Here is a 25,856-nt window from a genome sequence, read left to right as displayed (position 1 = left end):
GCGGTGGGGGCCCCGGATAAACCCATGGATTGGATCCAGGAAGGGGTGGAACGGCTCAGACACCACCCCCGCCTCCTCCTGAAAGCCCCCCCGGGGGCGGGGAAGTCCACCCTCTTCCCCTTGGCCCTCCTGAAGGCCTTCCCCGGCAAGGTCCTCCTCTCCGAGCCCCGGCGGCTTGCCGCCCGGGCGGTGGCCTTCCGGCTTGCGGAAAACCTGGGGGAGCCTTTGGGGGAGACCGTGGGCTACAGGGTGCGCCTCGAGGGCAAGGAAGGCCCCAAGACCCGCCTCCTGGTCCTCACCGAGGGCCTCCTCCTCCAGGCCCTCCTCAAGGACCCCACCCTGGAAGGGGTTTCCGCCGTCCTCCTGGACGAGGCCCACGAACGGCACCTGGAGACGGACCTGGCCTTAGGCCTCCTCCTTAAGGTCCAGGCCCTTCTCCGGCCCGACCTGCGCCTTGTCGTCCTCTCTGCCACCCCGGACGAGGCCCTCGTGGAGCGGATGGGCCAGGTGCTGGAGGTGGCGGAAAGGCCCTACCCCGTGGAGGTCCACCACCTGGAGCGCCCGGAGGGGCCCCTGGAGGCCCTGGCGGCCCGCTACGCCCGGAAGGCCTTCCTGGAGGGGGAGGGGAGCGTGTTGGTCTTCCTCCCCGGCAAGGGGGAGATCGCCCGCACCCAAAGGCTCCTAGCGGACCTCCCCGCCTACCCCCTCCACGGGGGGCTTCCCCTCGCGGAGCAGGCCGCCCTCCTCCGCCCAGGGCCCAGGCGGATCGTCCTGGCCACGGACGTGGCCGAGACCAGCCTCACCCTCCCGGGGGTGCGGCGGGTGGTGGACACGGGGCTGGCCAAACGCCCCCGCTTTGACCCAAGGACGGGCCTAAGCCGCCTCGAGGTGGTCCCCATCCCCGAGGAGTCCGCCCTTCAGCGGGCGGGGCGCGCGGGAAGGGAGGGGCCGGGGAAGGTCTTCCGCCTCTACCCCAAAGGGGCCTTCCCCCCCAAGCGGCCGGAGATCCTGGAGGCGGACCTGGCCCAGGCCCTCCTCCTCGCCTTAGGGCTTGGGGAGCGGTTGGAAGACCTCCCCCTCCCCACCCCGCCCCCCAGGGGGGCCCTGGAGGCGGCCTGGGGGCTCCTTCGGCTCCTCGGGGCGGTGGAGGGGGAGGCCCTCACGCCCCTGGGCCAAGCCCTCCTCGCCCTCCCCACCCACCCCCGGCTTGGGCGGATGGTGCTGGCCGCGCGGGAGCTCGGCCTCCTCCCCCTGGCGGCGGACCTCCTGGCCCTTTTGGAGGAGCGGGACCCCTTGGAGGGGGAGCCCGACCTCATGCCCCGCCTGGAAGGCCTCCTCCGGGCGAGGCGGGGGGAAGGGGGGCTTTTCCAGGCCCTAGAACGGGTCTCCGCCCTCTGGCGGAGGCGGCTCCACACCCCGCCCTTAAAGGCCCTCCCCCACCCCGAGGAGGTGGGGCGGCTCCTCCTTTACGCCTACCCCGACCGGGTAGGGGAACGGACCGCCCCGGGCCGGTACCGGCTCGCAAGCGGCCGGGCGGTGCGCCTCGAGGGGGACGGCCCCCCCTACCTGGTGGCCCCGGCGGCGGACCTGGTGGGGCGGGAGGGCCGGGTCCTCCTCATGGCCCCCCTGGCCCGGGAGGACCTCCGCCCCCTAGCCCGGGAGGAGATCCGGCGGGGGTGGGAGGGGGGGCGGTGGGTGGGCTTCCGGGAGCGGCGGCTTGGGGCCTTGGTCCTGGAAAGGACCCCCATGGACCCCGGCCCCCCCACGGAGGAGGCCCTAAAGGAGGCCCTGAAGGGGGGGCTTCCTTGGGGGGAAGCGGAGGGGCTTCGGGCGCGGGTGGCCTTCCTAAGGGCCCAGGGGGTGGATCTCCCGGACCTCTCCCCCGAGGCCCTTCTCCAAGACCTCTCCTGGCTCCTCCCCTACGCGGCAGGGGTGCGGAGGAAGGAAGAACTGGAGGCCCTCCCCTGGAAAGCCCTCCTTTTGGGGCTACTGGGGGAAAAGGCGGCCCTTTTAGAGCGGCTTGCCCCCGAAACCCTTACCCTCCCCTCGGGGCGGAGGAAGCGCCTCCTCTACCGGGAGGAAGGCCCCCTGCTCCGCCTCACCATCCAGGAGGCCTTGGGGCTCAAGGAGACCCCTAAGGTTTTGGAGGGGCGGGTGCCCGTGACCGTAGAGCTCCTCTCCCCCGCAGGAAGGCCCGTGCAGGTGACGCAGGACCTGAAGGGGTTTTGGGAGAGAACCTACCCTACCTTGCGCAAAGAGTTCATGCGCCGCTACCCCAAGCACCCCTGGCCGGAAAACCCCTAAAAGAGCTCCGCCCTCACCCCAAGCCCCCGGGCCCTTTCCACCCAGAGGGGGTTGTCGTCCAGGTACAAGGCCTCCTTGGGGGAAAGGCCCAGGCCCTCCAACGCCAGGCGCAGAGCGGCGAGCTTGTCCGGGTGGAAGAAGGCGGAAAGGCCCTCCGGGGGCGGCAGGTCCGAGACCAGGTGGAAGGGCTCGGGAAAGGGGTGCCCCCGGATCCGAAAGGCCTTGGGGTAGAGGCGGGAGGCCCCAGGGAAAAGGGCCTCCAGGACAAAAGGCCCCTCCTCCTTCAGGCGGGGAAGGAGGGCGTAAAAGGCCTCGGAAAGGTAGAAGAGGGGTTCCCCGCTGGCCTCGGAGAGGAGGCGGAGGAGGTGGGGCTCCACCGGCTCGCAGTAGACCCCGGAAAGGTCCAGGAGGTAGACCACTTCCCAAGCCTACCAGGAGCGGCTTATACTCGGTGCAAAGGAGGAAGCCATGCAGCTTTTCGGGGAAGCGTGGGCCCAGGCCTACTGCCAGAAGCTGAACGAGAGCGAGGCCTACCAGAAGGCGGCCAGCACCTGGGAGGGGTCCCTGGCCCTGGCGGTGCGCCCGGACCCCCAGGCGGGGTTTCCCCAGGGGGTGGCCGTGGTCCTGGACCTCTGGCACGGGGCCTGCCGGGGGGTGAGGGTGGTGGAGGGGGAGGCGGAGGCGGACTTCGTCATCGAGGCCGACCTGGCCACCTGGCAGGAGGTGCTGGAGGGGCGCCTCGAGCCCCTCACCGCCCTCATGCGGGGACTTTTGGAGCTCAAGCGGGGCTCCATCGCCGCCCTGGCCCCCTACGCCCAGGCCGCGCAGGAGCTGGTCCGGGTGGCCCGGGAGGTGGCATGAAGGCCGTGGTCTACCAGGGCCCCTTCCAGGTGGCGGTGGAGGAGGTGGAGGAGCCCCGCCTCCAGGAGGACACCGACGCCATCGTGGAGGTGGAGCTGGCCGCCATCTGCGGCTCGGACCTGCACATCTACCACGGCAAGATCGCGGGGGTCCTGCCGGGCACGGTCCTGGGGCACGAGTTCGTGGGGCGGATCGTGGAAAAAGGCCCCCTGGTCCCCTTCGCCCTGGGGGAGCGGGTGGTGGGGAGCTTCCAGGTGGCCTGCGGGGACTGCCCGGCCTGCCGCCGGGGGCAGTTCTTCGCCTGCCTGAGGGGAGGGGTCTACGGCTTCGGCCTGGCCCTGGGCAACCTCCCGGGGGCCCAGGCGGAGCGGGTGCGGGTGCCCTTCGCCCGCACCAGCCTCTTCCCCATCGGGGACCTCCCCGCGGAGGAGGCCATCCTGGCGGGGGACATCCTCACCACCGCCTACGGGGGGGTGCGGCCCTTCCTCACCCCGGGGATGAGCGTGGCCGTGGTGGGCTCGGGGCCGGTGGGGCTTTTGGCCCAGGCGGTGGCCCACGCCCTGGGGGCGGGGATGGTCTTCGCCATAGATCCGGAAGAAACCCGCCTGGAAAAGGCCAGGGCCCTGGGGAGCCTCCCCCTGAACCCCAAGGCCCAGGACCCCATCGCCCAGGTGCGCCGGGCCACGGAGGGGCTCGGGGCGGAGCTGGTGGTGGAGGCCGTGGGGGGGGATGGGGAGGCCCTAAAGACCGCCTTGAAGCTGGCCGCCCCCGGGGGGGTGGTCTCCAGCCTGGGGGTGCCCACCGCGGAAAAGCTGGACTACCCCTGGCTTGCCGCCTTCAGCCGGGGCCTCACCCTAAGGAGCGCCCTGGCCAACGTGCCCCGGTACATCGGGGAGGTCCTGGCCCTCCAGCGGGTGGGGCGGCTCAAGGGGAGCTTCGTCTTCAGCCACCGCCTGCCCCTCTCCGAGGCCCCGGAGGGGTACCGGCTCTTCCACGAGCGGCAGGCCACCAAGGTGGCCCTGGTACCCTGAGCACCCCCAAAACCCCATCAGACCCTGGGGCCTTCCCCACGGAGCCGGTTCTTTCCAGGCTTGACTTCTTCATTATACCGCCCTTTGCCCGTATGTAAAGTGCTATGCAGCAAAAGCCTTGGGCAAGGGGCTTGGGCGGGGTGGGTTGGGGGTTTTTGGTATCCAATCTGGGGAAATCGTGAGCCCCTTTCCCCTCGGCCCCCCTCCCCGCCCTTAGCCTGGGGAAAAGGAGGTGCGCCATGCGCTACCTGGTGGTGGCCCACCGCACGGCCAAAAGCCCGGCCCTGGCGGCCAAGCTCCGGGAGATCCTGGAGAAGGACCCCGAGGCCCGCTTTGTCCTCCTGGTGCCCGCGAGGCCTCCTTCAGGCTGGGTGTACGACGAAGGGGAGGTGCGCCGGCGGGCGGAGGAAGAGGCCAGGGCGGCAAAGGAGGCCCTTAAGGCCCAGGGGATCCCCATAGAGGAGGCCAAGGCGGGGGACATCTCCCCCCTTTTGGCCCTGGAGGAGGAGCTTGCCGCCCACCCCGGGGCCTACCAGGCCATCGTGCTCTCCACCCTGCCCCCGGGGCTTTCCCGCTGGCTCCGGCTGGACGTGCACACCCAGGCCGAACGCTTTGGCCTCCCCGTGATCCACGTCATGGCCCCCGCTTAAGCGCCCCCAAAAGGCTCGGGGCCCGGCCGATCTTCCCCCCTAGGGCCGGAGGCCCTTAGCCTTTCTCATCCTGGGTCCGTATACTTGGCCTGGTGCTGGGGCGCTACCTCCTTAAGGAAGTCCTCCTGCCCTACCTGGTGGGGGTCTTCCTCTTCGTGGCCCTCCTCACCCTGGACCTCCTTTCCAGCCTCTCCGGCTTCCTCCTGGCCCGGGGGGTGGGGGTGCGGGAGATCGCCCTCCTCGTCCTCTACCGCCTGCCCTGGACCTTAAGCCTGGCCCTGCCCCTGGCCCTGGTCTTCGCCCTCCTCATAGGCCTGGCCCGCCTCATCCGCTCCTCCGAGCTCAAAGCGGCCTACGCGGGGGGGGTGCCCCCCTTGGCCCTCCTCAAGCCCCTATTGGGCCTGGCCCTTCTGGTGAGCCTGGCGAACCTCTACAACCTGGCCGAGGTCCGGCCCAGGGCCCTTTCCGCCTACGATGCCCTCCTGGGCCGCCTCCTCTACGGGGAAGGGGGGGCGGTGGCGGTGCTCCGGAAGCAGGTCTACGCCCCCCCTGGCCTTGGGGTCTACTACGCGGAGGAGGTCTGGCCGGGGGAGAGGGCGAACCGGCTCTTGGGGGTGCGGGTGGTGGACGAAGAGGGGCGGATCTACAGCGCCGAGGAGGGGGTCTGGGACGAAAGGGGGTGGCGCCTTAAGGGCTACGTGCTGGAGGGGGGGAAGCCCAAGCCCTTCTTTGGGGTCCTCCCCTTCCCCACCCACTTCCAGCCCAAGGAGAGCCTAGGCTCCCGCGACCCCTACGACACCAGCACCTTAAGGGAGCTCCTGGCCCGGGCAGAGGTGGAATCCGGGGCCCGGTTCGCCCTCTACCGCCGCCTTTCGGACGCCCTGGGGGGCCTCTTCCTGGGGCTCGTGGCCGCGGGCCTCGGCCTCTCCCTGCGGGAGGCCGCCTGGGCGGTGCTCGGGGTGGTCCTCCTCATCTTCGGCTACTACGTCTTCTGGACCCTTACCGCCCAGCTCGCCCGCTACGACGTGAACCCCCTCCTGGCCTTCCTGCCCAACCTGGCCTATGGGGCCCTAGGGGCCTTCCTCCTCTGGAGGCTCAGGTGAAGACCCTGGACCGCTACCTCCTCCGGGAAGTCCTCCCCCCCTTCCTAGGGGGCCTTTCCGCCATCGTCCTCCTCTTCCTGGCGGGGGCGGTGTACGAGGTCCTGGCCCCCCTGGTGGCCAAGGGGGCGGACCCCAAGGCGGTCCTCCTCTACCTGGCCTACCGCACCCCCGAGGCCCTGGTGCGGGGGGCGCCGGTGGCCTACCTCTTCGCCCTTTTGCTCCTCCTCTTCCGCCTGGCGGAGGACGGGGAGCTCAAGGCCCTCCTGGCCCTGGGGGTGCCCCGGGGGCGGGTCCTCCTCCCCTTCCTAGGGTTTGGGCTCGTCCTGGCCCTCCTAGGCTTCGCCTTAGGGGAAAGCCTGGTGCCGAGGGCCCTGGCGGAGGGGCAGGACCTCTTGAGGCGCACGGTGCTGGAACGCCCCCGGGCCCTCCTCACCCCGGGGGCCACCTTCCAGGACGCCCGGGGGCGGGTGGTCTACGTGGGGAAGGTGGGGGAAGGGATCGGGGCCCTTAGGGTCCTCTCCGCAGGGGAGGTCCTTCTAGCGGAACGGGGGCGGCTTCGGGCGGGGGTTTTGGAGGTGGAGGAGGGCCTGAGGGTCACCTACGAGGGGGCGAGGCCCAGGACCCTGGCCCGCTTCCAAAAGGGGGAGCTCGTCCTCAAGGACCTCACCTTCGACCCCTGGCCCAACCCCGCAAACCGCATGCCCCTCCCCGAGCTTAGGAAGGAGGTGGAGCGCCTTAGGGCCCTGGGGCTTAGAGTGGGCCTCGAGGCCACCACCTATTACCGCCGCTACGCCGAGCCCTTCGCCAGCCCCGTCTTCGCCCTCTTCGCCGTGGGGCTCGCCTTCTTCCTCCTCTCGGGCTCCCGGAGCCTGGGGTTCGTGGGGGTGGCGGTCCTCACCTTCCTCTACTACGCCACCTGGAGCGTGGCCCGCATCATGGGGGAGCAGAACGCCCTAAGCCCCGTTCTCGCCGCCTGGGGGCCGAACCTCCTCTTCGGCCTCCTGGGGCTACTCCTCTTCCTGGGGGGTAAGCGGTGAGGGCCCTCCTCCTCCTCCTCTTCCTCCTCTACCCCGCCTTGGCCCAGGAGGGGCGGGTGCTGAAGGTGCTGGAGGCGGAGAGGCTGGAGCTAAGAGCGGAGGGGGAAGAGGAGGTCTACGTCCTGGTGGGGAACCCCGTGCGCCTGGAGCGGGAGGGAGAGGCGATTGAGGCCAAGCGGGTGGTCTACAACCGCACCCGGCGGAAGCTTTACCTGATGGAGGGGGTGCGTTACCGGGACCGGGAGGGGCGGACCATAGAGGCGGAGGAGCTCCAGCTGGACCTAGGGGACGAGTCCTTTGACGCCCTGGAGGTGCGCATAGAGGCCCGGGGCCTCCTCCTCACGGGGCCCCTCTGCCAGCGGGCCGCGGGGGCCATCCTCCTCCAGGAGGGGTACGCCACCCCCTGCGCGGGGTGCGGCCAAGCGGTGCCGGACTACGCCTTCCGGGCGGAGGAGGTGGTCCTCTACCCGGGGGACCGGGTGGTGGCCCGAAAGGTGACCCTCCTTTGGCAGGAAAACCCCATCCTGGAACTGCCCGTCCTCCTCCTCTTCCTCTCGGAAAGGAGCCCCCGGCTGGAGGTGGGGCAGGACGAGGGGGGGGTTTACCTGAAGGCTGCCCTTCCTTACGCGAGCGAGCTGGGCCTGGGCTTCACCCTCCTCCAGTACTACCAGGGCCGGGGCTATGGGTTCGGGCTGGACCACTTCGGGGTGGGGGAGGCCAAGGAACGCTACTTCTTCCTCCACACCCCCCCCGACACCTTCCAGTACCGGGGGGAGTACGGGCTCAAGCGGCCGGAGTTCGCCCTAAGCGCCCTCCTGGAGCGGGACGACACCCGGGAGAAGCTCTCCCGCTTCCGCCTGGAAGCCCTCCTCCCGGGCGCCCCCACCCCCCAGGACTGGCGGTACGCCCTGCGCCTGGAAGGCTTCCTGGACCACGACCCCGCCACCCCCCCACCGCGAACGCTGAAGCGGCTTCCGGAAGTGGAGGCGCAAAGCCCCCCCCTGCAGGAGGGCCCCTTCCGCCTGCAGGCGGGCCTCCTCCTCGGCTACTACAAGGCGGAGACCAACCCCCTAAACCGCTCCGCCCGGGCCCTGGGGCCTTACGCAGGGGCGGGCAGGGCCCTCCTCACCCACGAGGAAAGCCTCACCCTCACCCCCTGGCCCGGGGGCACCTTGAGGGGGCAGAACCGCTTCCGGGGCTTCTACTACAGCACGCAAAACCCCGATGGGGAGTACGAGCGCCAGGTGGACTGGACGGCCCAGGCCTCCTTCCGCCAGACCCTGGGGGGCTTCAGCCTCGAGGCGGGCTACCTGAGGAGCGTCCAGGAGGGGGAAAGCCCCTTTCGCTTTGACGCCCTGCCCCCAAGGCGCACCCACCAGGCCACCTTGGCCCTGGGCTTCCAGGAAAGGCCCCTCAGCCTCTCCCTGAAGGGGGGGCGGGACCTGGAGAAGGGGGCCTACCTGCCCCTGGAGGCGGAGGCCCGGCTCCAGGAGGGGGCCTTTGGCCTCCTCCTCTACCACAAGCGGGGGCTTACCGAAGGCCCCCTGGAAACCCGCCTGGAAGGAAGCCTCACCCCCTACCCCTTCTCCCTCCGGCTGGGCCTCCGCCTAGACCACGCCAAGGCCCTCTTTGACCCCCTCCTCCTCCAAGGGGGCTACGCCCTCCCCGGGGGGAGCCTGAACCTCACCCACCGCCACGGGCTGAACGGGGAAGGGGCCCTCACCACCGCGCTAAGCCTCAACCTGAGGGAAGGCCGGGAGGCCTACGCCCTCCAGGCCCAGCGGGACTGGGCCAAGGACACCCTCACCCTCCAGGGCCAGGCCCTATGGGGTCCGGAAAGCCTGGCCCTGCAGCTGGCCCTGGACCCATTGCGGCTGAACTACGCCCTCACCTTCCGCTCCGGGGCAGCCCCGGGGCCCCTCTGGGAGGCGGCCCTTTCCGGCCGGGCGGAAGGGGGCTTTAAGGGGACCAACCTGCGCCTTTCCGCCACCGCCTTTGCCCCCGAGGTGGGCTTCCGCCTCCAGGCCAACCTGCACCTGCCCGAGGTGGGGGACGAGGCGGTCTACCTCAAGGACCTCACCTTCAGCGGGGGGGCAGAGCTTTGGGGCCCCACGCCCCCGGAAGGGGAAAGCCCGGGCCTGCCGGGCCTGGCCTTCTCGGGGGGGCTCTCCTACGCCCGCGCCCCAAGCCGCCCCGAGGGGTACACCCTCTCCTTGAGGAACTTCGGCCCCACCTTTACCTTCCTGGGGCGGGAGAACACCAGGCTCCACCTCTCCGCCCTCCTCACCCAGGACCTGCCGGGAAGCCCCCTCAAGCCCCGGTTCATCGTCACCCTGGACCGGTGCTGCTGGGCCTTCCGCTTCACCGCGGACGCCGCCAAGGGGAGTGTGAGCCTGGCCTTCCTCTACGGGGGGCAGGCCGCGGGGGTGCTCCTCTCGGAGGAGGGCATCCAGCTGGGAGGTGGAACCCCATGAGGCGCACCCTTTGGCTTCTCGCCCTCCTCCTTGCCGCCTGCACCGGAAGCCAGGAGCCGGCCCTCGAGGCCCTCCTGGCGGCAGGGGGCGAGGGGCAGGTGGCCTTTTACCGCGCCCTAGACCTCCAGCGGGGGCTCTCCTCCCCCGTGGCCACCTGGAGCGCGCCAGGCCTCCAGGACCTGGCCTACAGCCAGGCCTTCCGGAGGCTCTACCTCCTCTTCCCGGACCGCCTCGAGGCCTACGACGCCACCGGCTTTAGCCTGACCGCCGTCCCCCAAACCCCCACCGCCACCCTCCCCCTCCCCTCGGACTGCACCGAAGGCTACCTGCGCCTGGGCCAAAACGCCCTCCTCGCCCACTGCCCTGGGGCGAGAAGGGCCTACCTTTCCCCCCTCCCTGACCCCAGCGCCTTAGAAGAAGCGGACCTCACCGGCCTTCCCCCCTCCAGCCGTCTGGCCCTCCTCCCCGCAGGCGGGCAGGACCTCCTGGCCTACCTCACGGGGGAGGCCATGGGCTACCGGCCGGCCCAAGCCCCCTCCGGCACCCCGGCCCTGGAAAAGCCCCTGGACGCCCCCCTCTCAGGAGACCCCCTGGACCTCAAGGCGGACGGGGGCCGGGGGCGGCTTTTGGGCCTCGGCCCCACGGCCACGGAGGTGCGGCTCTACACCCTGCAAAACGAAACCCTGCAAAGCCGGAAGGTCCTGGGGGACTTCCCCGGGGAGGCCCGGCTGGCCCTGGACCCGGTGGCGGGGCTGGTGGCCCTGGGCCGGGGCTTCCAGGTTTTGGAGCCCCGGGACTCCGGGCCCCAGGAAACCTTTACCCCTTTCCAGGCGGGCCTGGTGGGCCAGGACGGGTACCTGTACCTGGCGGCGGGGAGGTCCCTTTCCGTCTACGACCTCGTCCCCTCCCCGCCCCAGCGGGTGGCCTTCCCCACCCTGGGGCTTTCCCCAAAGGCCCTGGCCCTCATCCCGGTAGAATGAGGCATGCTCCAAGGTAAGACCGTGCTGGTCACCGGCGCTGGAGGGGCCCTGGCCCGGGCGGTGGTCCCCGCCTTCCACCGGGCCGGGGCCCGGCTCCTCCTCTCGGACCCCCGCCTCGAGCGCATGGCGGAACGGGCCGAGGCGGTGGGGGCCAAGACCTTCGTGGCCGACCTCACCCGCCTGGAGGAGGCCCAGGCCCTAGCCCAGTTCGCGGAACGGGAAGGGCCCCTTTACGGGGTGGTCCACACCGTGGGGGGGTTCGCGGCGGGGCGCTTTTTGGACTCTGACCCCGGGCTTTACGACTGGCTCTTGGACCTCAACCTCCGCACCACCTATAACCTTCTGAAGGCCGTCCTCCCCTACATGGAGGCGAGGCGGGAGGGCTTCTTCGCGGCCATCGCCGCGGGGCCCGCCTGGACGGGGGTGGGCCCGGGCCGGGCCCTTTACACCATGGCCAAGACCGCCCTGGCAAGCCTCCTCAAGTCCCTCCAGGGGGAGGTGGAGGGGGTGCGCTTCCTGGTGGTCTACCCCATGGGCACCCTGGACACGGAACAGAACCGCCGGGCCATGCCCGAGGCCGACCCCAGCCGCTGGATCCGCCCCGGCCTCATCGCCGAGGCCCTGGTCCTGGCCGCGGGGGCGGAAGGAGGGCGGTTTTTGGAGATCCCGGTCTACCCGCCCCTATAGCCGCCCCCAGGGCGTCCGCCAGGAGGTCCCACCCGAAGGCCTCCCGCCCGGGGACGAAGCTTTGGTGCCACTCGTCCACCACCCCGTAGCCCGAAGCCAGGAGGAAAGCCCCCCAAAACCTCCCCAGGCCAAGGCGCCAAAGGAGGGCCAAAAGGGCGTAGGCCAGGAAGTGGGCCCCCTTGTCCCAGGGGTGGGGAAGGCCGGCCCCGGTGGCGGGCTGGCCCGAAAGCCACCACAAGACCCCCATCCAGAGGAGGGCGAGCCCCAGGAAAAGGCCCCTCACCCCTCCACCAGCTCCCACAGGACCCCCTGGGCAAAGGAGGGGTGGAGGAAGGCCACCCGGTGCCCCCCAAACCCCGGCCGGGGGGTTTCGTCCACCGGCCGGGCCCCCGCGGCCCTAAGCGCGGCCAGGGCCCCCTCGATGTCCGGGGTGGCGAAGGCCAGGTGGTGGAGGCCGGGGCCCCGCTTGGCGAGGAAGCGGCCCACGGGGGTCTCCGGGCCTAGGGGGGCGAGGAGCTCCAGCAGGGCCTCCCCTTCCCCCCGGAGCATGGCCACCCGCACCCCCTGGGCCGCCACCTCCCCTTCCGCCTCCACCCGGAAGCCCAGGAGGAGGTAGCGGGCCTTGGCCGCCTCGAGGTCCTCCACCGCGATGCCCACGTGGTGCAGCCGCATGGGCCTATTCTAGCCCCTCCAGGACCCCTTGGGCCGCCCGGAGGCCGGTGAAGAGGCACCCCCCCAGGAAGGTCCCCTCCAGGGCCTTGTACCCGTGGAAGGCCCCCCCGCCAAACCCCGCGGCCTCCCCCGCGGCGAAAAGCCCCTCCAGGGGCGCCCCCGAAGGGGTGAGGGCCCGGCCCTTGAGGTCCGTCTGGATGCCCCCTAGGGTCTTGCGGGTGAGGGTCCAAAGCCGGACCGCCACCAAAGGCCCCCTCCCCTTTAGGAGGGGGGCGGGCTTGGCCACCCGGAAAAGCCGGTCCCCCAGGTAGCGGCGGAAGGCGTGAACCGCCAGGACCTGGGCGTCCTTGGCGAAGGGGTTTAGGAGCTCCCGGTCCCGGGCCTTCACCTCCCGCTCCAAGCGGGAGGGGTCCAGGACCCCGGGGGCCAGGGCGTCCATCCTGCGCATGAGCTCGGACAGGTCCTCCGCCAAGAGGAAGTCCTTCCCCCGCGTGAGAAAGGCCTTGACCGGGGCGGCGGGGCCCAGGAGGCGGTTTTTCAACACCAAAGGCCAGCTCCGCCCGGTGAGGTCGGGGTTCTGCTCCGAGCCGGAAAGGGCGAACTCCCTCTTCAGGGTGCGCAGGTCCAGGACGAACCAGCTCCAGTCAAACCCCGTTCCCCTCAGATAGCACAGGGTCTCCAGGGCATCAAACCCCGGGAAGAGGGGCGGGGGCAGGCGCCGGCCGGTGGCGTCCACCCAAAGGGGGGAGGGCCCGGGGAGGATGCGGATCCCGTGGCGGGTCCAGAGGGGGGTGTGGTTCTCCACCCCCTCGGGGTAGTGCCACATGCGGTCCAGGTTCACCAGCCTAGCCCCCGCCCGCTGGGCCAGGAGAAGCCCCTGGCCGTCCACGTGGTCGGGCACCCCGGAAAGGAGGCGCCCTGGAGGGGGCCCCACCCGCTCGGGCCAAAAGCGGCGCACCAGGTCCAGGTTGGCCCCGATCCCCCCCGTGGCCAGGAGGACCGCCTGGGCGCGGAAGCGGAAGGCTCCCACGGGCTTCCGGCTCGTGGGCACCCCCCTTGGCCTCGGGTCTTCCTCCAGCACCACCCCCGCCACCCCCACCACCCGCCCCCCCTCCACCAGGACCTCCTCCACCCGGTGGCGAAGGAGGACCCGGAGGAGGCCCCGCTCCTTGAGCTCCTCCACCCGGCGCAGAAAGGGCTCCAGAAGCCCCGGCCCCGTCCCCCAGACGATGTGGAAGCGGGGCACGGAGTTGCCGTGGCCCGTGGCCAGCCCCCCGCCCCGCTCCGCCCAGCCCACCACGGGGAAGAAGCGCACCCCCAAGGAGAAAAGCCAGGCCCGCATCTCCCCCGCGGCGAACTGGATGTAGGCCTGGGCCAGAAGCCGCCCCCACTCGTCCTCAGGGCGGTCGTACCCCGCGGCCCCAAACCAGTCCTGCTGGGCGAGCTCCGCGGAATCGCGGATGCCCAGGCGGCGCTGCTCGGGGGTGTCCACCAGGAAAAGCCCCCCGAAGGACCAGAAGGCCTGACCCCCCAGGTAAGGCTCCTGCTCCAGGAGGAGGACCCGCTTCCCCTTCCGGGCCACCTCCGTGGCGGCCACCAGCCCCGCCAGGCCTCCCCCCACCACCACCAGGTCGGCGTCCATGGTTGGGGATAGAATACGCCCAGCCTAGAGGTCGTACCAGGGGGGACGGCCCCGGAAGAGGGGGAGCTCCTGCAAGACCTCCTCCTTGGAGGCCTCCTCCAGGCGCATCACCTGGGGCGGGCAGCTCTCCACGCAGGCCCCGCAGCCGGTGCAGGCCTCCACCTTGAGGTAGAGCACGTACTCCTCCCCTTCCCGCTCCCGCCTCAGGGCCTCCGTGGGGCAGACGTTGGTGCACACCGGGCAGAGGGTGCACCCCTCCTCCACCCGCACCTTGGGCCAGCGCACCCCTTCCGCCCGCCGGGCCGCGGCCCGGCGCAGGCGGAGCTCAGCCGGCAGGCCCTTCTCCTCGGGCTCCTGGGGGAGGGGAAGCTCGGGGAGGACCTCGGCGGCGGTGCGCCGCGCGCTCCCCAAAAGGGCCCGGAAGAGCTCCCGCCGCCCCACGGGCTCCCCTGGCAAGGCCCCCTCCACCACCTCCACCTCCAGGTCCGGGAAGTAGCGCCGGGCCTCCTCCGCCATGCGCGCGAGGTGCTCGGGCACCCCAGGCCCCCCCACCTTGCACCCCGCGCAGTCCCCCCGGGCGAGGACCAGCTTCCCGAAGCGGCTTCCTGCCTCCGCGAGGAGCCCCGGGGTGAGGCGGCCCAGGCAGAGCACCTCCTCCCCCTTCCCCTCGGCCTTGGAACAGCGGAGCTGCCCCTTCCCGCGGATCAAGGCCTCCTGGATGGCCCCCAAGGGGTACTCCAGGGCCACCCCCGGGCAGACCCCGGTGCAGAGGCCGCACCCCGTGCACAGGACCTCGTCCAGCTCCACCCGCCAGCCCTCGAGGCGCACCGCCCCCTTGGGGCAGGCCTGGTAGCACCGGTCGCACCCCCCCACGCTGTTCTTGTAGAGGAGGCAGCGGCCCTCGGTGTAGCGGGGCCGGGGGTCCGTGGCCTTTAAGAAGGCGTCCAGGAGGTTATCCAAAAGGCCCATCAGCGTAAGAGGTCGGCGATCCCCTGGAGGAAGGCCTCAAACTGGGCGAAGTCCATCTGCTGCTGGTTGTCGGAAAGGGCCACCTTGGGGTTGGGGTGGACCTCCACGTGCACCCCGTCCGCCCCCACGGCCAGGGCCGCCCGGGCCAGGGGGGTGAGGAGGTCGGTGCGGCCCGCGGCGTGGGTCACGTCCACCACCACCGGCAGGTGGGTTTCCTGCTTGGCCAGGGCCACGGCGGAGAGGTCTAAGGTGTTCCGGGTCCAGCGCTCAAAGGTGCGGATGCCCCGCTCGGCCAGGATCACCTTTTCGTTCCCCTGGGAGAGGATGTACTCCGCGGCGTAAAACCACTCCTCCATGGTGGCGGAAAGCCCCCGCTTGAGGAGGACGGGCTTCCCCACGCGGCCCACCTCCTTGAGGAGGGCGAAGTTCTGCATGTTGCGGGCCCCGATCTGGAGGATGTCCGCGTACTCCGCCACCACCTCCACGTCCCGGGTGTCCATGACCTCGGTGACGAAGACCATGCCGAAGGCGTCCGCGGCCTTCCGCCCAAGCTTTAAGCCCTCCACCCCGAGGCCCTGGAAGCCGTAGGGGCTCGTCCTGGGCTTGAAGGCCCCGCCCCTTAGGACCTTCACCCCCCGTTCGGCGAGGAAACGGGCGGTGGCCATCATCTGCTCCTCGGACTCAATGGAGCAGGGCCCGGCGATGAGGAGGGGCCGTTCCCCGAAGACCACCCCCTTCACCGCCACCCGGGTGGGCTCGGGCTTATGGGCCCGGGAGTAGAGGAACTTCTTCTGGTCCTGCCGTTCTTCCAGGTCCAGGCTGGCCTTGAAGATCTCCTTGAAGAGCTTGCGGATGGTCTCGTCCGGAAAGGGCCCCGGGTTTTCCCGGGTGAGGTAGGAAAGCATCTCCTCCTCCCGCTTGGGGTCGTAGTGGGGCAGGCCCAGCTCCGTCTGGATGCGGCCGATCTCCTGCACCAGCCTGCCCCTTTCCGAGAGGAGGCGCAAAAGCTCCCGGTTGATCCGGTCCACCTCCCGCCTAAGGGCCTGGATGCGCTCGTCCATGGGCTATTTTATGGGGAAGCGCCCCTTCCCCTGTCAAGCGGCCTCCTCCTTGGGCCGGGCCCGTTCCGCCAGCCGGGCCACCAGGACGCTCAGCCAGTAGAGGACGAGCAGGGGCCCGGTGACGATGGAGAGGCTCACCACGTCCACCGTGGGGGTGATGACCGCGGCCAGGGTGAGGAGGAGGACCACGGCGATGCGCCAGTTCCGGGCCAAAAAGCTGGAGGAAAGAAGGCCGAGCCGCGCCAGGAGGTAGCTCACCACCGGCATCTCAAAGACCAGGCCCATGACGGTCATCATCATGAGCACCTGGCCCATGTAGCGGCCGATGGAGATCTGGGGGGTCACCACGTCCCCCAGGAAGCCCAGGAGAAAGGGGATGGCGAAGGGGAGGAAGCCGTAGTAGGCGAAGAGGGCCCCCAGGGCGAAGCTGAAGCCCGCCCCCAGGAGGAAGGGGGCCGCCAGGCGTTTCTCGTGCTCGTAAAGCCCGGGGGCGATGAAGGCCCAGACCTGGTAGACGATGAAGGGGAGGGCCAGGACCAGCCCCCCAAAGGCGGCCACCTTCAAGGAGACCAAAAAGGGCTCGGTGATGTCCAGGACGATGAGGTTCACCTGGATGCCGTTCTGCTTGGCCGCCAGGTCCAAGGGGCGCTTGAGCCAGTCCAGAAGCGGGACCCTAAAGGTCCAGGCCACGCCCGTCATCACCGCCCAGGCCAGGAGGGACCAGAGGAGGCGGGCTCGGAGCTCCTCGAGGTGTTCTACAAGGGGGGCTTCCTTCAAGCTTTGGGCTCCTCTTGGGGCTTGGCCTCAGGGGCCTTGGCCTTGGGCTCCTCCTTAACCTCCACGCTCCGCTCCAGCTCCTCGCGGATCTCCTGCGCCCCCCGCCGGAACTCGCGGATGCTCTGCCCCAGGGAGCGCCCGAGCTCGGGGAGCTTCTTGGGCCCGAAGATGAGGAGGGCCACCACCAGGATCACCAGGATTTCCGGCATGCCCAGGTTCATGCCCCTCAGTTTACCACCCGGGCTGAAGGGAACGTGAACCCTCCTTACGCTGGCGGGGTACTCAGCTCCCCTCCCGCTTCCTCCGGGCGTAGCCCAAGAGGTTCCGCTGCCGGGCGCGGGCAAGGGCCAGGGCATCCTCCGGCACGTCCTCCGTGACCACGCTCCCCGCCCCCACCAGGGCCCCAGGCCCGATGCGCACCGGGGCCACCAGGACGCTGTTGGAGCCGATGAAGGCCCCCTCTCCGATCTCCGTGCGGTGCTTCCGCTTCCCGTCGTAGTTGGCGGTGATGACCCCGGCCCCGATGTTGGCCCCCGCCCCCACCTCCGCGTCCCCCAAATAGGCCAGGTGGCCCGCCTTCACCCCCTCGTGGAGGACGCTGTTCTTCACCTCCACGAAGTTCCCCACGTGGGCTCCCCGCTTCAGCACCGCCCCCGGGCGGAGCCGGGCGAAGGGCCCCGCGTCCGCGCCCACCTCCAGGTGGGCCCCCTGGAGGACGCTATGGGGGAGGACCCGGGCCCCAGGCTCCAGGACCGTGTCCTCCAGGACGCTGTAGGCCCCCACCTCGCACCCCTCCCCCACCCGGGTCTTCCCCTTAAGCACCACCCCCGGCCCCAGGGTCACGTCGGGGGCGAGCTCCACGGAGGGCTCCAAATAGATGGTCTCTGGGAGGAGCATCCGCACCCCCCTTAGCATCCACTCCCGGCGGAGGCGGTCCAGGAGGAGCTCCTCCACCCGGGCAAGCTCCAAGCGGGTGTTCACCCCTAGGGCCTCCTCCACCCTTCCCCGCACGGCCACCACCTTTTTCCCGTGGGCCCGGTAGATGGCGATGAGGTCGGGGAGGTAGTACTCGCGGGCGGCGTTTTCGTTCCGCACCTCCCTCAGGGCCTGGAAGAGGAAGGGGTCAAAAGCGTAGGCCCCCGCGTTCACCTCCCGGATGGCCCTCACCTCCGGGGAAGCGTCCTTCTCCTCCACGTTGGCCAGGACCTCCTCCCCCTCGCGCAGGATGCGCCCGTAGCCCGTGGGGTCCGGAAGCTCCACGGTGAGGAGGGCCATCCCCGCCCCCTCCTTCAGGGCGGCGAGGAGGGCCCTTAGGGTGTCTGGGGCCAGGAGGGGGGTGTCCCCCTGGGTCACCAGGATGGGGCCGGAAAAGCCCTTCAAGGCTCCTTCTGCCTGCAAAAGGGCGTGGGCAGTGCCGAGCTGCTCCTTCTGCTCGGCAAAGACCACCGGGTAGCCCTCTAGGGCCTCCCGCACGGCTTCCCCCCCGTGGCCCACCACCACCACCAGGCGCTCGGGGGCCAGGGCAAGGGCGGCCTCCACCGCGTAGGCCAGCATGGGCCGGCCCAGAAGGGGGTGCAGAACCTTGGGCAGGCGGGACTTCATCCTCGTCCCCTGCCCGGCGGCCAGGATCACGTGGGCGTGCATGGCCCTATTATCCCTCAGGGCGCAGGCGGGCGAGGCGCCGGAGGGCCCACCAGGAGAGGAGGATGAGGGGGATGCTCACGATCTGGGTGGCGGTGAAGAGCCCAATCCCCAGCTCGTCGTTCCGGTAGACGGGAAGCCAGAGGGGGTTCAGGCGGAAGGGCTCCTCCAGCATCGAGCGCAGGACGCTGTACCAGAGGAGGAAGTTCCAGAAGGCGTAGCCGTAGAAGGGCCTCTTTTTAAGCCAGTAGAGGGAAAGGAAGAGGAGGACGAGCCCCACCCCCACCCCGTAGATCTGGGTGAGGTGCACCGGGCCCCGGAGGAGCTCGGTGCACCGGTAGACCTGGGAGATGTCGTCAATGCCGGGGCAGACCCCGGGGAAGCCCGTGGCGCTTTCCGGCCAGGTGAAGCCGATGGGGAGGGTGGTGAGGCGGCCTGCGGTGTCGGAGCCGTTCATGAAGTTGCCAAGCCGCCCCGCCATGATCCCCAGGGCCACCCCCGGGGTGGCCGCGTCCAGGTAGGGGTAGAGGGGGTAGCCCTTGCGCTTGTGGAAGTAGAGGAAGGCCAGGGCCCCGCCCAAAACGGCCCCGTGGAAGGAAAGCCCCCCGTGCCAGATGTAGAGGATCTCCGCCGGGTTCTCCAGGAAGGGCCCAGGAGAGGTGAGGACGTAGCCCAGCCGGGCCCCCACCACCCCCCACACCACCGCCCAGAAGGCCACGTGCTCAAAGCGCTCCGTGTCCAGCCCCCAGGCCTTGAGGCGGCGCTTGGCCAGCTCAAAGGCGGCGAAGATGGCCACGGTGAGGAAAAAGCCGTACCACTGGATGCGCAAGGGGCCGATCTGGATCATGGTGGGGTCCACAGCCTAACCTCCAAGAAGGGTGTTCATCTTTTCCCAAAGGGCCTTCTCGTCAAAAAGGCCCTCCATCAGCACCTCATCCCCCAAAAGGAGCACGGGCACCCGGAAGGTGTAGAGGCGGAAAAGCTCCGGATCGCTGTCCACGTCCCGGCGCACGTAGGGCACCCCCAGGGCCCAGAGGACCCGCTCCGCCTTCTCGCAAAGCCCGCACCCTTCCCGGGTGACGAAGACCAGCTCCACGCCCTAAAGCCTACCCTAAAAGATGGCCCGGAGGACGAGAAGGCCCATGGCTAGGTGCAAAAGGGCCTTCCCCACCATCCCCCCCATGAGGCCCACCAACGTGCCCCAGGCGGCCCGTAGGGCCTCCTCCGGCCTCCTTCCCGAAAGCCACTCAAAGAGCCAGGCCAGCAAAAAGGGCAGGAGGAGCACCCCCAAAACCCCAAAGAAGAGGCCCAAAAGCCCCCCGAGGAAGGCCCCCCATAGCCCCGCCCGGCCGGCCCCGTAGCGCCTGGCCCCAAGGAGGGCCGCCAGGTTGTCCAGGGCCATGGCAAAAAGGCCCAGGGCCAGGAGGCCGAGCCAAAGGCCCAAGGAAAGCTCGCGGAAGCCCACCAAAAGCTCGTGGAGAAGCGCAGCCAGAAGGACCACCAAGGTGGCGGGCACGAAGGGCAGGAAGGTGAGGAGGACCCCAAGGGCCCAAAGGACCACAAAGAGCCAGTCCGCGAAGGCCTCCATGGGGAGAAGCCTACCCAAAGGCCCCCCTAGGGACAAGTGGCCCTTCGGTAGGGCGTAAGCTCAAGGAGGTATGGACTTTAGCCTGCCGAAAGAGCGCGGGGCCCTCAGGGCCCTACCCCCCTGGGCGGGGGAGGAGGTGCGGGAAAGGCGGGTGGCCCTCACCCCCCAAGGGGTGCGGGAGCTTGTGGCCCTGGGGCACCGGGTCTTCGTGGAGCGGGGGGCCGGGGAAGGGGCGGGCTTCCCCGACGAGGAGTACGAGCGCGCCGGGGCGCGCATCGTCTACACCCAGGAGGAGGCCTACCGCCGGGGGGAGGTGGTCTTAAGGGTGGGGCGGCCCAGCCTCGAGGAGATCGCCCTCCTGCGCCCCGGAACGGTCCTCCTGGGCTTTTTGCACCTGGCGGCGGCGGAGTCCGGGGTTTTGGAGGCCCTGGAGGCGAAGGGCCTCACCGCCATCGGCTACGAGCTCTTGGGCACCCCCGAGGAGCGGCCGGTGCTTAAGGCCATGAGCGAGATCGCGGGGCGGCTTGCCCCCCAGATCGCAGGCCGCCTCCTGGAGGCCCCCCAGGGGCCGGGGATCCTCCTTTCCGGCCTGCCCGGCATCCCGCCGGCGGACGTGGTCATCCTGGGGGCCGGGGTCCTGGGCCGGGCCGCGGCCAAGGCCTTCTTGGGGGCCGGGGCCTCCGTCTACCTCCTGGACCAGGACCTGAAGGCCCTGGAGCGGGCGGCCCAGGAGGCGGCGGGGGCGGTGACCGCCCTCATCACCCAGACCCGGCTGGAGCGCTACACCGCCTTCGCGGACGTCCTGGTGGGGGCGGTGGCGGTGCCCGGGGAGAGGACCCCCATCCTCCTCACCCGGAGCCTTCTGGAGAGGATGCGGCCCGGCTCCGTCCTCCTGGACTTCGCCATAGACCAAGGCGGGGTGGCGGAGACCAGCCGCCCGGGGATCTACCAGGAGCTGGGCGTCACCCACTTCTGCGTGCCCAACGTGCCGGCCCTGGTGCCCCGCACCGCCAGCCACGCCCTCACCCTCCACCTCCTGCCCTACCTGAAGGAGCTCGGGGAAAAGGGGCCGGAGGCCCTGCGCGCGGGGGCCTACCTCTTCCGGGGGGAGAAGGGAGGTGAGCTGTGAGCGCCTACCGCAAGCGCCTCACCAGCCTCGAGGACGCCGTGGGCCTCATCCGCTCGGGGATGCGGGTCTTCGTTTCCGGCAACGCCGCCACCCCCACCCCTCTCCTCAAAGCCCTAGCCGCCCGCAAGGACGAACTGGAAGGGGTGGAGCTCATCCACCTCCTGCAGATGGGGGAAGACCCCTTCGCGGGGCCCGAAATGGAGGGGCACTTCCGGCGGCGCTCCCTCTTCGTGGGCCCGGCGGACCGGCCCGCGGTGAACGAGGGCCGGGCGGACTACGTGCCCATCATGCTCCACCAGGTGCCCTGGCTCTTTAAAAGGCGGGTCCTCCCCCTGGACGCCGCGCTTGTCCAGGTCTCCCCCCCGGACGAGCACGGGTTCTGCTCCTTGGGGGTGGAGGTCATCGCCACCAAGGCCGCCCTGGAAAGCGCCCCCCTGGTCATCGCCCTGGTGAACCCCAGGATGCCCCGCACCCTGGGGGACACCTTCGTGCACGTGTCCCGCTTCACGGCCATCGTGGAGATGGACTACCCCCTGCCGGAGCTCAAGCGGGAGGGGTTCGGGGAGGTGGAGCGGCGCATCGGGGCCCACGTGGCCAGCCTCATTGAGGACGGGGCCACCCTGCAGATGGGCATCGGGGCCATCCCCGACGCGGTGCTGGCCAGCCTCGAGGGCCGCCGCGACCTCGGGGTGCACACGGAGATGATCTCCGACGGGGTCCTGGAGGCCTTGGAGAAAGGGCTCATCACCGGGGCGCGGAAGACCCTCCACCCGGGCAAGATCATCGGCACCTTCGTCCTGGGCTCGGAACGGCTTTACCGCTTCGTGCACGACAACCCCCTCTTTGAGCTCCACCCCGCGGACTACGTGAACGACCCCTTCGTGGTGGCCCAGAACCGCAAGATGGTGGCCATCAACTCCGCCATAGAGGTGGACCTCACGGGCCAGGTGGTGGCGGACTCCATCGGCACCCGCATCTACTCGGGCTTCGGGGGCCAGCTGGACTTCATCCGGGGGGCGGCCCGGAGCGAGGGGGGGAAGCCCATCATCGCCCTCCCCTCCACGGCCAAGGGCCAAAGCCGCATCGTCCCCTACCTGAAGCCGGGGGCGGGGGTGGTCACCACCCGGGCGGACGTGCACTACGTGGTGACGGAGTGGGGCATCGCCGAGCTCTTCGGCCGCTCCCTAAGGGAACGGGCCCTGGCCCTCATCGAGGTGGCCCACCCGGACTTCCGGGAGGAGCTTCTTAAAGCCGCCTGGGAGCGGAAGCTCCTCCCCCGGAGCTACCCCGGGGCCGAGCTCAAGGGGTAAAGGGCCTCCAGGCCCTCCACCGCCCCCAGGCGCAGGGAGAGGTGGGCTAAGGGGGTGAGGGGGGTGGGCTCGGGGTTCACCTCCACCAGGTAGGCCCCTGCCGTATAGGCGATGCGGCCCAAGGAGGCCGCGGGCTCCACCTCCGCGCTGGTGCCCACCACCAGGGCGAAGTCGGCCTCGGAGAAGGCCCTTAAGGCCTTTTCCCAGGCCCCCTCGGGGAGGAGCTCCCCGAACCAGACCACGTCGGGCCGGGCCCGCGCCCCGCAGGCCGGGCAGGAGGGGGGGATGGGGAAGGCCTCGGGGAGGGGGAAGCGCCGCCCGCAGGCCTCGCAGCGGGCCCGGAGGATGTTCCCGTGGAGCTCCACCAGCCTCTTGCTCCCCGCGCGGGCGTGGAGCCCGTCCACGTTCTGGGTTACCAAGAGAAAGTCCCCGCCCCGGGCCAGGAGGTCGGCCTCGAGGCGGGCCAAGGCGTAGTGGGCGGGGTTGGGCTCCGCCTCCCGCACCTTGGCGATGCGCCAGGCGTACCACGCCCAGACCTTCTTGGGGTCCCGGGCGTAGGCCTCGGGGGTGGCGTAGTCCAGGGGGTTGAAGGCCTTCCAAAGCCCCTCCGCGTCCCGGAAGGTGGGGATCCCCGAGGGCTTGGAGATCCCCGCCCCCGTGAGGACCGCCACCCGCTTGGCCTCCCTCAGGCGCCTTCTCGCCTCTTCCAGCCCCATGGGGCTATTGTAGAACCATGCGGCTCTTCACCCCCGAGGCCATGCGCCGGGCAGACGAACGGGCGGCCGAGCGGGGCTACCCCACCCTCCTCCTCATGGAGTGGGCGGGGATGAAGGCGGCCCGGGTCTACCGGGCCCTCTTCGGCGAGGCCCCCGCGGTGGTCCTTGCGGGCAAAGGGAACAACGGCGGGGACGGGCTCGTCCTGGCCCGCCACCTCCTCCTGGAGGGGGTGAGGGTGCGGGTGTATGCGGAGGAGGGGCAGAAGGGAGACGCCCTTTTGGCCCTAAAGGCCCTCCTGGCCCACGGGGTGGAGGTCCGCCCCCTGGAGGAGGCCTCTTGGGCGGAAGGGGAGGTCCTGGCGGACGCCCTCTTCGGCACCGGGCTAAAAGGGCCCCTTACGGGGTTTTACGCGGGGCTGGTGGAAAGGATGAACGCCTCCCGCCTCCCCATCCTGGCCCTGGACCTGCCCTCGGGGCTCCCCCACGCCCCCCACGTGCGGGCCACGGCCACCGTGGCCTTCGGGGGGCTCAAGACGCCCCACCTCTTTCAGCGGGAGGCCTGCGGGCGGCTTTTCCTGGCGGAGATCGGCCTCCCTAAGGACCTCCTGGAGGACTCCACCCTCCCGGAGGTCGCCACCTTGGAGGCCCTAAGGCCCCTCCTCCCCCGCCGCCCCCTCACCGCCCACAAGGGGAGCGTGGGCCGGGTGGGGGTTCTGGGGGGGTACCGGGGGGAAGGGCTCCTCTACGCGGGGGCCCCCCTCCTCGCCGCCCTCGGGGCCTACCGCATGGGGGCCGGTCTGGTGCACCTGGTCCTGCCCAAGGGGCACCCCCCTTCGCCCCTGGAGGCGGTCTTCCACCCCGTGCCCGCCCCCAGCCTTCCCCCCCTCAAGGTGGAGGCCCTGGCGGTGGGGATGGGTGGGGGGCCTTGGGGGGCGGCCTGGGCCCTGGCGGCCTTGGAGGCGGGCCTCCCCACCGTCCTGGACGCGGACGCCCTGACCCTCGAGGTGGCGGAGGCCTACCGCAGGCGGGGCCTTCCTGCGGTCCTCACCCCCCACGCGGGGGAGGCGGCCCGCCTCCTCGGCACCACGCCGGAGGCCGTGGCGGGAGACCCCCTGGAGGCCGCCCGGGCCCTGGCCGAGCGGACGGGCCTCACCGTGGTCCTCAAAGGGGCCCCCACGGTGGTGGCGGAAGGGGAGAGGCTTTCCGTGAACCCCACGGGCCACCCCGCCCTGGCCACCGGGGGCACGGGGGACGTGCTCTCGGGGGCCATCGCCGCCCTCTTAGCCGCGGGCCTTCCCCCCTTTGAGGCGGCGAGGCTCGGGGTCTTCCTCCATGGCCTAGCGGGGGACCTCCTGGCGGGGGAAAAGGGGATAGGCCTCCTGGCCCACGAGGTGGCCGAGGCCCTGCCCCGGGCGAGGCGGCTTTTGGAGGAGGGGCGGGTACCCATGCCTTTCGGGGTGGTCTAGAGGGCCCACTGGTATCCTGAAGGGGACTTGTATGCCCCGCCTCTTCGTCCCCGCCACCCTCGCCAACCTGGGCTCCGGGTTTGACGCCCTGGGCGTGGCCCTGGACCTTTACCTACAGGTGGAGGCCGAGCCCGCCCGGGAAGACCTCTTCGTGTACGAGGGCGAAGGCCAGGTGGAGGGCCCGGATAACCTCATCCACGAGGGCTACCGGGCCGGGATGCGCGCCCTAGGGCTTTCCCCCGAGCCCCTTTTAATCCGCGCCTTCAACCCCATCCCCCTGGCCCGGGGCATGGGAAGCTCCTCCGCCGCCCTGGTGGCCGGGGTGGCCCTGGCGGACCGGGCCTCCGGGGGGCGGCTTGGCCGGGAAGGGGTCTTCCGGGTGGCGGCCGGGCTGGAGGGCCACCCGGACAACGTGGCCCCCGCGGTCTACGGGGGGTTCGTGGCCGCCCTGGCGGACCCCCCCCTGGCCATCCCCCTCCCCCGCCCGGAAGGGGTGCGCTTCGTGCTCGCCGTGCCCCCCTACGAGGTGCCCACCCCCCTGGCCCGAAAGGCCCTGCCCGAGAAGGTGCCCCTTCGGGACGCGATCTTCAACCTGGCCCGGAGCGCCCTCTGGCCCGCGGCCCTCTTCTCAGGCCGCCTCGAGGCCCTAAAGGAGGCCTGCCAAGACCGCCTCCACCAGCCCCACCGGGCCCACCTCATGCCCGGGGTGCTGGAGGCCATCGGAAAGGCCCTGGCGGCGGGGGCCCTGGCGGCCTTCATCGGCGGGGCGGGGCCCACGGTGGCCGCGCTGGTGCGGGAAGGGGAGGAAGAGGGGGTGGCAAGGGCCCTGGAGGCCTACCGGGGGGAAGGGCGTATCCTGGTGCTGGAGATCGGGGAGGGGTTCTTTTGGAAGGAGAGCTGAGCGTTTTCCCTCTAACGGAGGCCTTAAGCCTCATCCACGAGCACCGGCGCTCCGGGACCTTGGAGGTGCAGGCCGGCCCCCTGCCCCTCACCCTGAGGCTCCAAGCGGGGGAGGTGGTGGGGGCGGCCATCCTGGACTGGGAGGGCTTGGAGGCCCTCTTCACCTTCCCCCTCCACCCCAAGGAGGGGCGCTTCCGCTTCCGCCCCGGGCCCCCGGGGACGGAAAAGCCCCTCATGCCCTTCGCCGCCCTTCTCGGGGAGTGGGCCCGGGTGAACGACGAGTGGGACCGGTTCCGCACCCTGGTGGACTCCCCAAGCCGCGTCCTGGAGGCCATCCGCCCCAAGGAGCCCTACGAGGTCTTCCAGGGGGGGAAGAGCGTGCGGGCTGCGGCCAAGGCCTGGGGGGTGCCCCTCCTCATCGCCATGGAACGGGCCTACATGGGGGTGAGGGAGGGGGACCTCTACCCCCTTCGCCGCTACGCCTGGTACGCCCTGAGGATCCGCCACCAAGGGAAGAAGAGCCCCACCCTGGAGGAGTTCGGCGCCCTGGCCGCCCTCCTGGACGGGACCCGCAACCTGGGGGAGATCATCGCCCAGGGGGTGCCCGTGGACCTGGTGCGCCGCTATTTGGTGCGGGGGCTTTCCTCCGGGGAGCTTTCCCCCCCGGGGCGGGGGTGGCTTCTCAGGGACCTCCTCTGGGAGATGGAGCGGGAAAGCTAGAGGCCCCACCGCTGCGTTGCCCGCGGTGGGGAAACCAAGGCCCTTAAAGGGCCTACTTCTTCTTGCGGGGGCGGTACTTGCCGTAGGTGCCGCGCCAGATCTTGCCCCTACGGGTGCGACGGTCGCCCTTACCCATAA

At 70.8% G+C, this 25,856-nt stretch carries 28 protein-coding genes; 14 read left to right on the top strand and 14 right to left on the bottom strand.

What is annotated here, in order from left to right:
• Positions 1–24 precede the first annotated feature (24 nt).
• Positions 25–2,304 carry an ATP-dependent helicase HrpB gene (gene hrpB / locus B043_RS0106915; protein ID WP_018461415.1) on the top strand — a complete coding sequence of 760 codons (2,280 nt, stop codon included), beginning with the start codon at positions 25–27 and terminating at the stop codon, positions 2,302–2,304.
• Here the strand turns inward: hrpB and B043_RS0106910 are convergent.
• Entirely contained in the window at positions 2,301–2,723 is a 423-nt protein-coding gene (locus tag B043_RS0106910) for an HAD family hydrolase (protein ID WP_018461414.1), read from the bottom strand. The two genes, hrpB and B043_RS0106910, sit on opposite strands and share 4 nt — an antisense overlap.
• Positions 2,724–2,772: 49 nt before the next feature.
• Here B043_RS0106910 and B043_RS0106905 point away from each other — a divergent pair, with 49 nt between their 5' ends.
• From B043_RS0106905 to B043_RS0106870, 8 genes are all read left to right on the top strand, one after another.
• Entirely contained in the window at positions 2,773–3,165 is a 393-nt protein-coding gene (locus B043_RS0106905; protein WP_018461413.1) for an SCP2 sterol-binding domain-containing protein, read from the top strand.
• A complete protein-coding gene (locus B043_RS0106900) occupies positions 3,162–4,196 on the top strand; it encodes an alcohol dehydrogenase family protein (RefSeq protein WP_016329783.1) in 1,035 nt (344 codons plus the stop codon). The genes B043_RS0106905 and B043_RS0106900 overlap by 4 nt, the downstream gene beginning before the upstream one ends.
• Positions 4,197–4,435: 239 nt before the next feature.
• Positions 4,436–4,846, top strand: a complete 411-nt coding sequence (locus tag B043_RS0106895; RefSeq protein ID WP_016329784.1) for a hypothetical protein — start codon at positions 4,436–4,438, stop codon at positions 4,844–4,846.
• Positions 4,847–4,938: 92 nt separating this feature from the next.
• Positions 4,939–5,949 (top strand): LptF/LptG family permease, encoded by a 1,011-nt coding sequence (locus B043_RS0106890; protein ID WP_018461412.1) that lies wholly within the window; start codon positions 4,939–4,941, stop codon positions 5,947–5,949.
• On the top strand, positions 5,946–6,986 hold the full coding sequence (locus tag B043_RS0106885) for an LptF/LptG family permease (protein WP_018461411.1): 1,041 nt from the start codon (positions 5,946–5,948) through the stop codon (positions 6,984–6,986). The genes B043_RS0106890 and B043_RS0106885 overlap by 4 nt, the downstream gene beginning before the upstream one ends.
• Positions 6,983–9,460, top strand: coding sequence for an LPS-assembly protein LptD (locus B043_RS0106880; protein ID WP_018461410.1), 2,478 nt, complete (start codon positions 6,983–6,985; stop codon positions 9,458–9,460). Before B043_RS0106885 ends, B043_RS0106880 begins: the two co-directional genes overlap by 4 nt.
• Positions 9,457–10,440: a hypothetical protein gene (locus B043_RS0106875; RefSeq protein WP_018461409.1), complete on the top strand. Its 984-nt coding sequence runs from the start codon at positions 9,457–9,459 to the stop codon at positions 10,438–10,440. The genes B043_RS0106880 and B043_RS0106875 overlap by 4 nt, the downstream gene beginning before the upstream one ends.
• Before the next feature lie 3 nt (positions 10,441–10,443).
• Positions 10,444–11,127: an SDR family NAD(P)-dependent oxidoreductase gene (locus tag B043_RS0106870; protein WP_018461408.1), complete on the top strand. Its 684-nt coding sequence runs from the start codon at positions 10,444–10,446 to the stop codon at positions 11,125–11,127.
• Here the strand turns inward: B043_RS0106870 and B043_RS0106865 are convergent.
• The 11 genes from B043_RS0106865 to B043_RS0106815 all read right to left on the bottom strand — a co-directional run bounded on the left by B043_RS0106865 (position 11,048) and on the right by B043_RS0106815 (position 19,477).
• Positions 11,048–11,374: a VanZ family protein gene (locus B043_RS0106865; RefSeq protein WP_144033150.1), complete on the bottom strand. Its 327-nt coding sequence runs from the start codon at positions 11,372–11,374 to the stop codon at positions 11,048–11,050. The genes B043_RS0106870 and B043_RS0106865 overlap by 80 nt on opposite strands.
• A gap of 32 nt (positions 11,375–11,406) precedes the next feature.
• Complete coding sequence (mce, locus tag B043_RS0106860) at positions 11,407–11,799, bottom strand: methylmalonyl-CoA epimerase (protein ID WP_016329791.1); 393 nt, start codon at positions 11,797–11,799, stop codon at positions 11,407–11,409.
• 4 nt (positions 11,800–11,803) lie between these two features.
• Complete coding sequence (locus B043_RS0106855) at positions 11,804–13,441, bottom strand: FAD-binding dehydrogenase (protein ID WP_018461407.1); 1,638 nt, start codon at positions 13,439–13,441, stop codon at positions 11,804–11,806.
• Positions 13,442–13,465: 24 nt separating this feature from the next.
• On the bottom strand, positions 13,466–14,410 hold the full coding sequence (locus tag B043_RS0106850) for a 4Fe-4S dicluster domain-containing protein (protein ID WP_016329793.1): 945 nt from the start codon (positions 14,408–14,410) through the stop codon (positions 13,466–13,468).
• Positions 14,410–15,471: a bifunctional 3-deoxy-7-phosphoheptulonate synthase/chorismate mutase gene (locus B043_RS0106845; RefSeq protein WP_018461406.1), complete on the bottom strand. Its 1,062-nt coding sequence runs from the start codon at positions 15,469–15,471 to the stop codon at positions 14,410–14,412. The genes B043_RS0106850 and B043_RS0106845 overlap by 1 nt, the downstream gene beginning before the upstream one ends.
• A gap of 33 nt (positions 15,472–15,504) precedes the next feature.
• Positions 15,505–16,248, bottom strand: coding sequence for a twin-arginine translocase subunit TatC (gene tatC, locus B043_RS0106840; protein WP_016329795.1), 744 nt, complete (start codon positions 16,246–16,248; stop codon positions 15,505–15,507).
• Positions 16,245–16,469 (bottom strand): TatA/E family twin arginine-targeting protein translocase, encoded by a 225-nt coding sequence (locus tag B043_RS0106835; RefSeq protein WP_016329796.1) that lies wholly within the window; start codon positions 16,467–16,469, stop codon positions 16,245–16,247. The genes tatC and B043_RS0106835 overlap by 4 nt, the downstream gene beginning before the upstream one ends.
• Positions 16,470–16,530: 61 nt before the next feature.
• Positions 16,531–17,892 (bottom strand): bifunctional UDP-N-acetylglucosamine diphosphorylase/glucosamine-1-phosphate N-acetyltransferase GlmU, encoded by a 1,362-nt coding sequence (gene glmU, locus B043_RS0106830; protein ID WP_018461405.1) that lies wholly within the window; start codon positions 17,890–17,892, stop codon positions 16,531–16,533.
• A gap of 7 nt (positions 17,893–17,899) precedes the next feature.
• On the bottom strand, positions 17,900–18,736 hold the full coding sequence (lgt, locus tag B043_RS0106825) for a prolipoprotein diacylglyceryl transferase (RefSeq protein WP_155987410.1): 837 nt from the start codon (positions 18,734–18,736) through the stop codon (positions 17,900–17,902).
• Positions 18,737–18,751: 15 nt separating this feature from the next.
• Positions 18,752–18,985 carry a glutaredoxin family protein gene (locus B043_RS0106820; protein ID WP_016329799.1) on the bottom strand — a complete coding sequence of 78 codons (234 nt, stop codon included), beginning with the start codon at positions 18,983–18,985 and terminating at the stop codon, positions 18,752–18,754.
• A 15-nt stretch (positions 18,986–19,000) separates the two neighbouring features.
• Positions 19,001–19,477: a DUF456 family protein gene (locus B043_RS0106815; protein WP_016329800.1), complete on the bottom strand. Its 477-nt coding sequence runs from the start codon at positions 19,475–19,477 to the stop codon at positions 19,001–19,003.
• Between the two features lie 70 nt (positions 19,478–19,547).
• Between B043_RS0106815 and B043_RS0106810 the strand changes: the two genes are divergently transcribed.
• Both B043_RS0106810 and B043_RS0106805 read left to right on the top strand, forming a co-directional pair.
• Entirely contained in the window at positions 19,548–20,606 is a 1,059-nt protein-coding gene (locus tag B043_RS0106810) for an alanine dehydrogenase (RefSeq protein ID WP_018461402.1), read from the top strand.
• Positions 20,603–21,916, top strand: coding sequence for an acetyl-CoA hydrolase/transferase family protein (locus B043_RS0106805; protein WP_016329802.1), 1,314 nt, complete (start codon positions 20,603–20,605; stop codon positions 21,914–21,916). The genes B043_RS0106810 and B043_RS0106805 overlap by 4 nt, the downstream gene beginning before the upstream one ends.
• Here B043_RS0106805 and B043_RS0106800 read toward each other — a convergent pair.
• Positions 21,889–22,632: an SIR2 family NAD-dependent protein deacylase gene (locus B043_RS0106800; protein WP_018461401.1), complete on the bottom strand. Its 744-nt coding sequence runs from the start codon at positions 22,630–22,632 to the stop codon at positions 21,889–21,891. The two genes, B043_RS0106805 and B043_RS0106800, sit on opposite strands and share 28 nt — an antisense overlap.
• A gap of 17 nt (positions 22,633–22,649) precedes the next feature.
• Between B043_RS0106800 and B043_RS0106795 the strand changes: the two genes are divergently transcribed.
• From B043_RS0106795 to B043_RS0106785, 3 genes are read left to right on the top strand one after another with little or no spacing between them, the layout of a single operon-like run.
• A complete protein-coding gene (locus tag B043_RS0106795; RefSeq protein WP_018461400.1) occupies positions 22,650–24,098 on the top strand; it encodes a bifunctional ADP-dependent NAD(P)H-hydrate dehydratase/NAD(P)H-hydrate epimerase in 1,449 nt (482 codons plus the stop codon).
• A gap of 31 nt (positions 24,099–24,129) precedes the next feature.
• Positions 24,130–24,999: a homoserine kinase gene (gene thrB / locus B043_RS0106790; protein ID WP_018461399.1), complete on the top strand. Its 870-nt coding sequence runs from the start codon at positions 24,130–24,132 to the stop codon at positions 24,997–24,999.
• Complete coding sequence (locus B043_RS0106785; protein WP_018461398.1) at positions 24,984–25,718, top strand: DUF4388 domain-containing protein; 735 nt, start codon at positions 24,984–24,986, stop codon at positions 25,716–25,718. The genes thrB and B043_RS0106785 overlap by 16 nt, the downstream gene beginning before the upstream one ends.
• 52 nt (positions 25,719–25,770) lie before the next feature.
• Here the strand turns inward: B043_RS0106785 and B043_RS12655 are convergent, their stop codons facing one another.
• The gene (locus B043_RS12655; RefSeq protein ID WP_008632889.1) at positions 25,771–25,854 is read right to left on the bottom strand and encodes a 30S ribosomal protein THX; all 84 of its coding nucleotides are present in this window, start codon (positions 25,852–25,854) and stop codon (positions 25,771–25,773) included.
• Positions 25,855–25,856: the final 2 nt, after the last annotated feature.

Source organism: Thermus oshimai DSM 12092 (assembly GCF_000373145.1).
Classification (GTDB): domain Bacteria; phylum Deinococcota; class Deinococci; order Deinococcales; family Thermaceae; genus Thermus; species Thermus oshimai.
The sequence above is the reverse complement of the archived record's forward strand: the minus strand, read 5'-3'. Positions and strand labels throughout refer to the sequence as shown.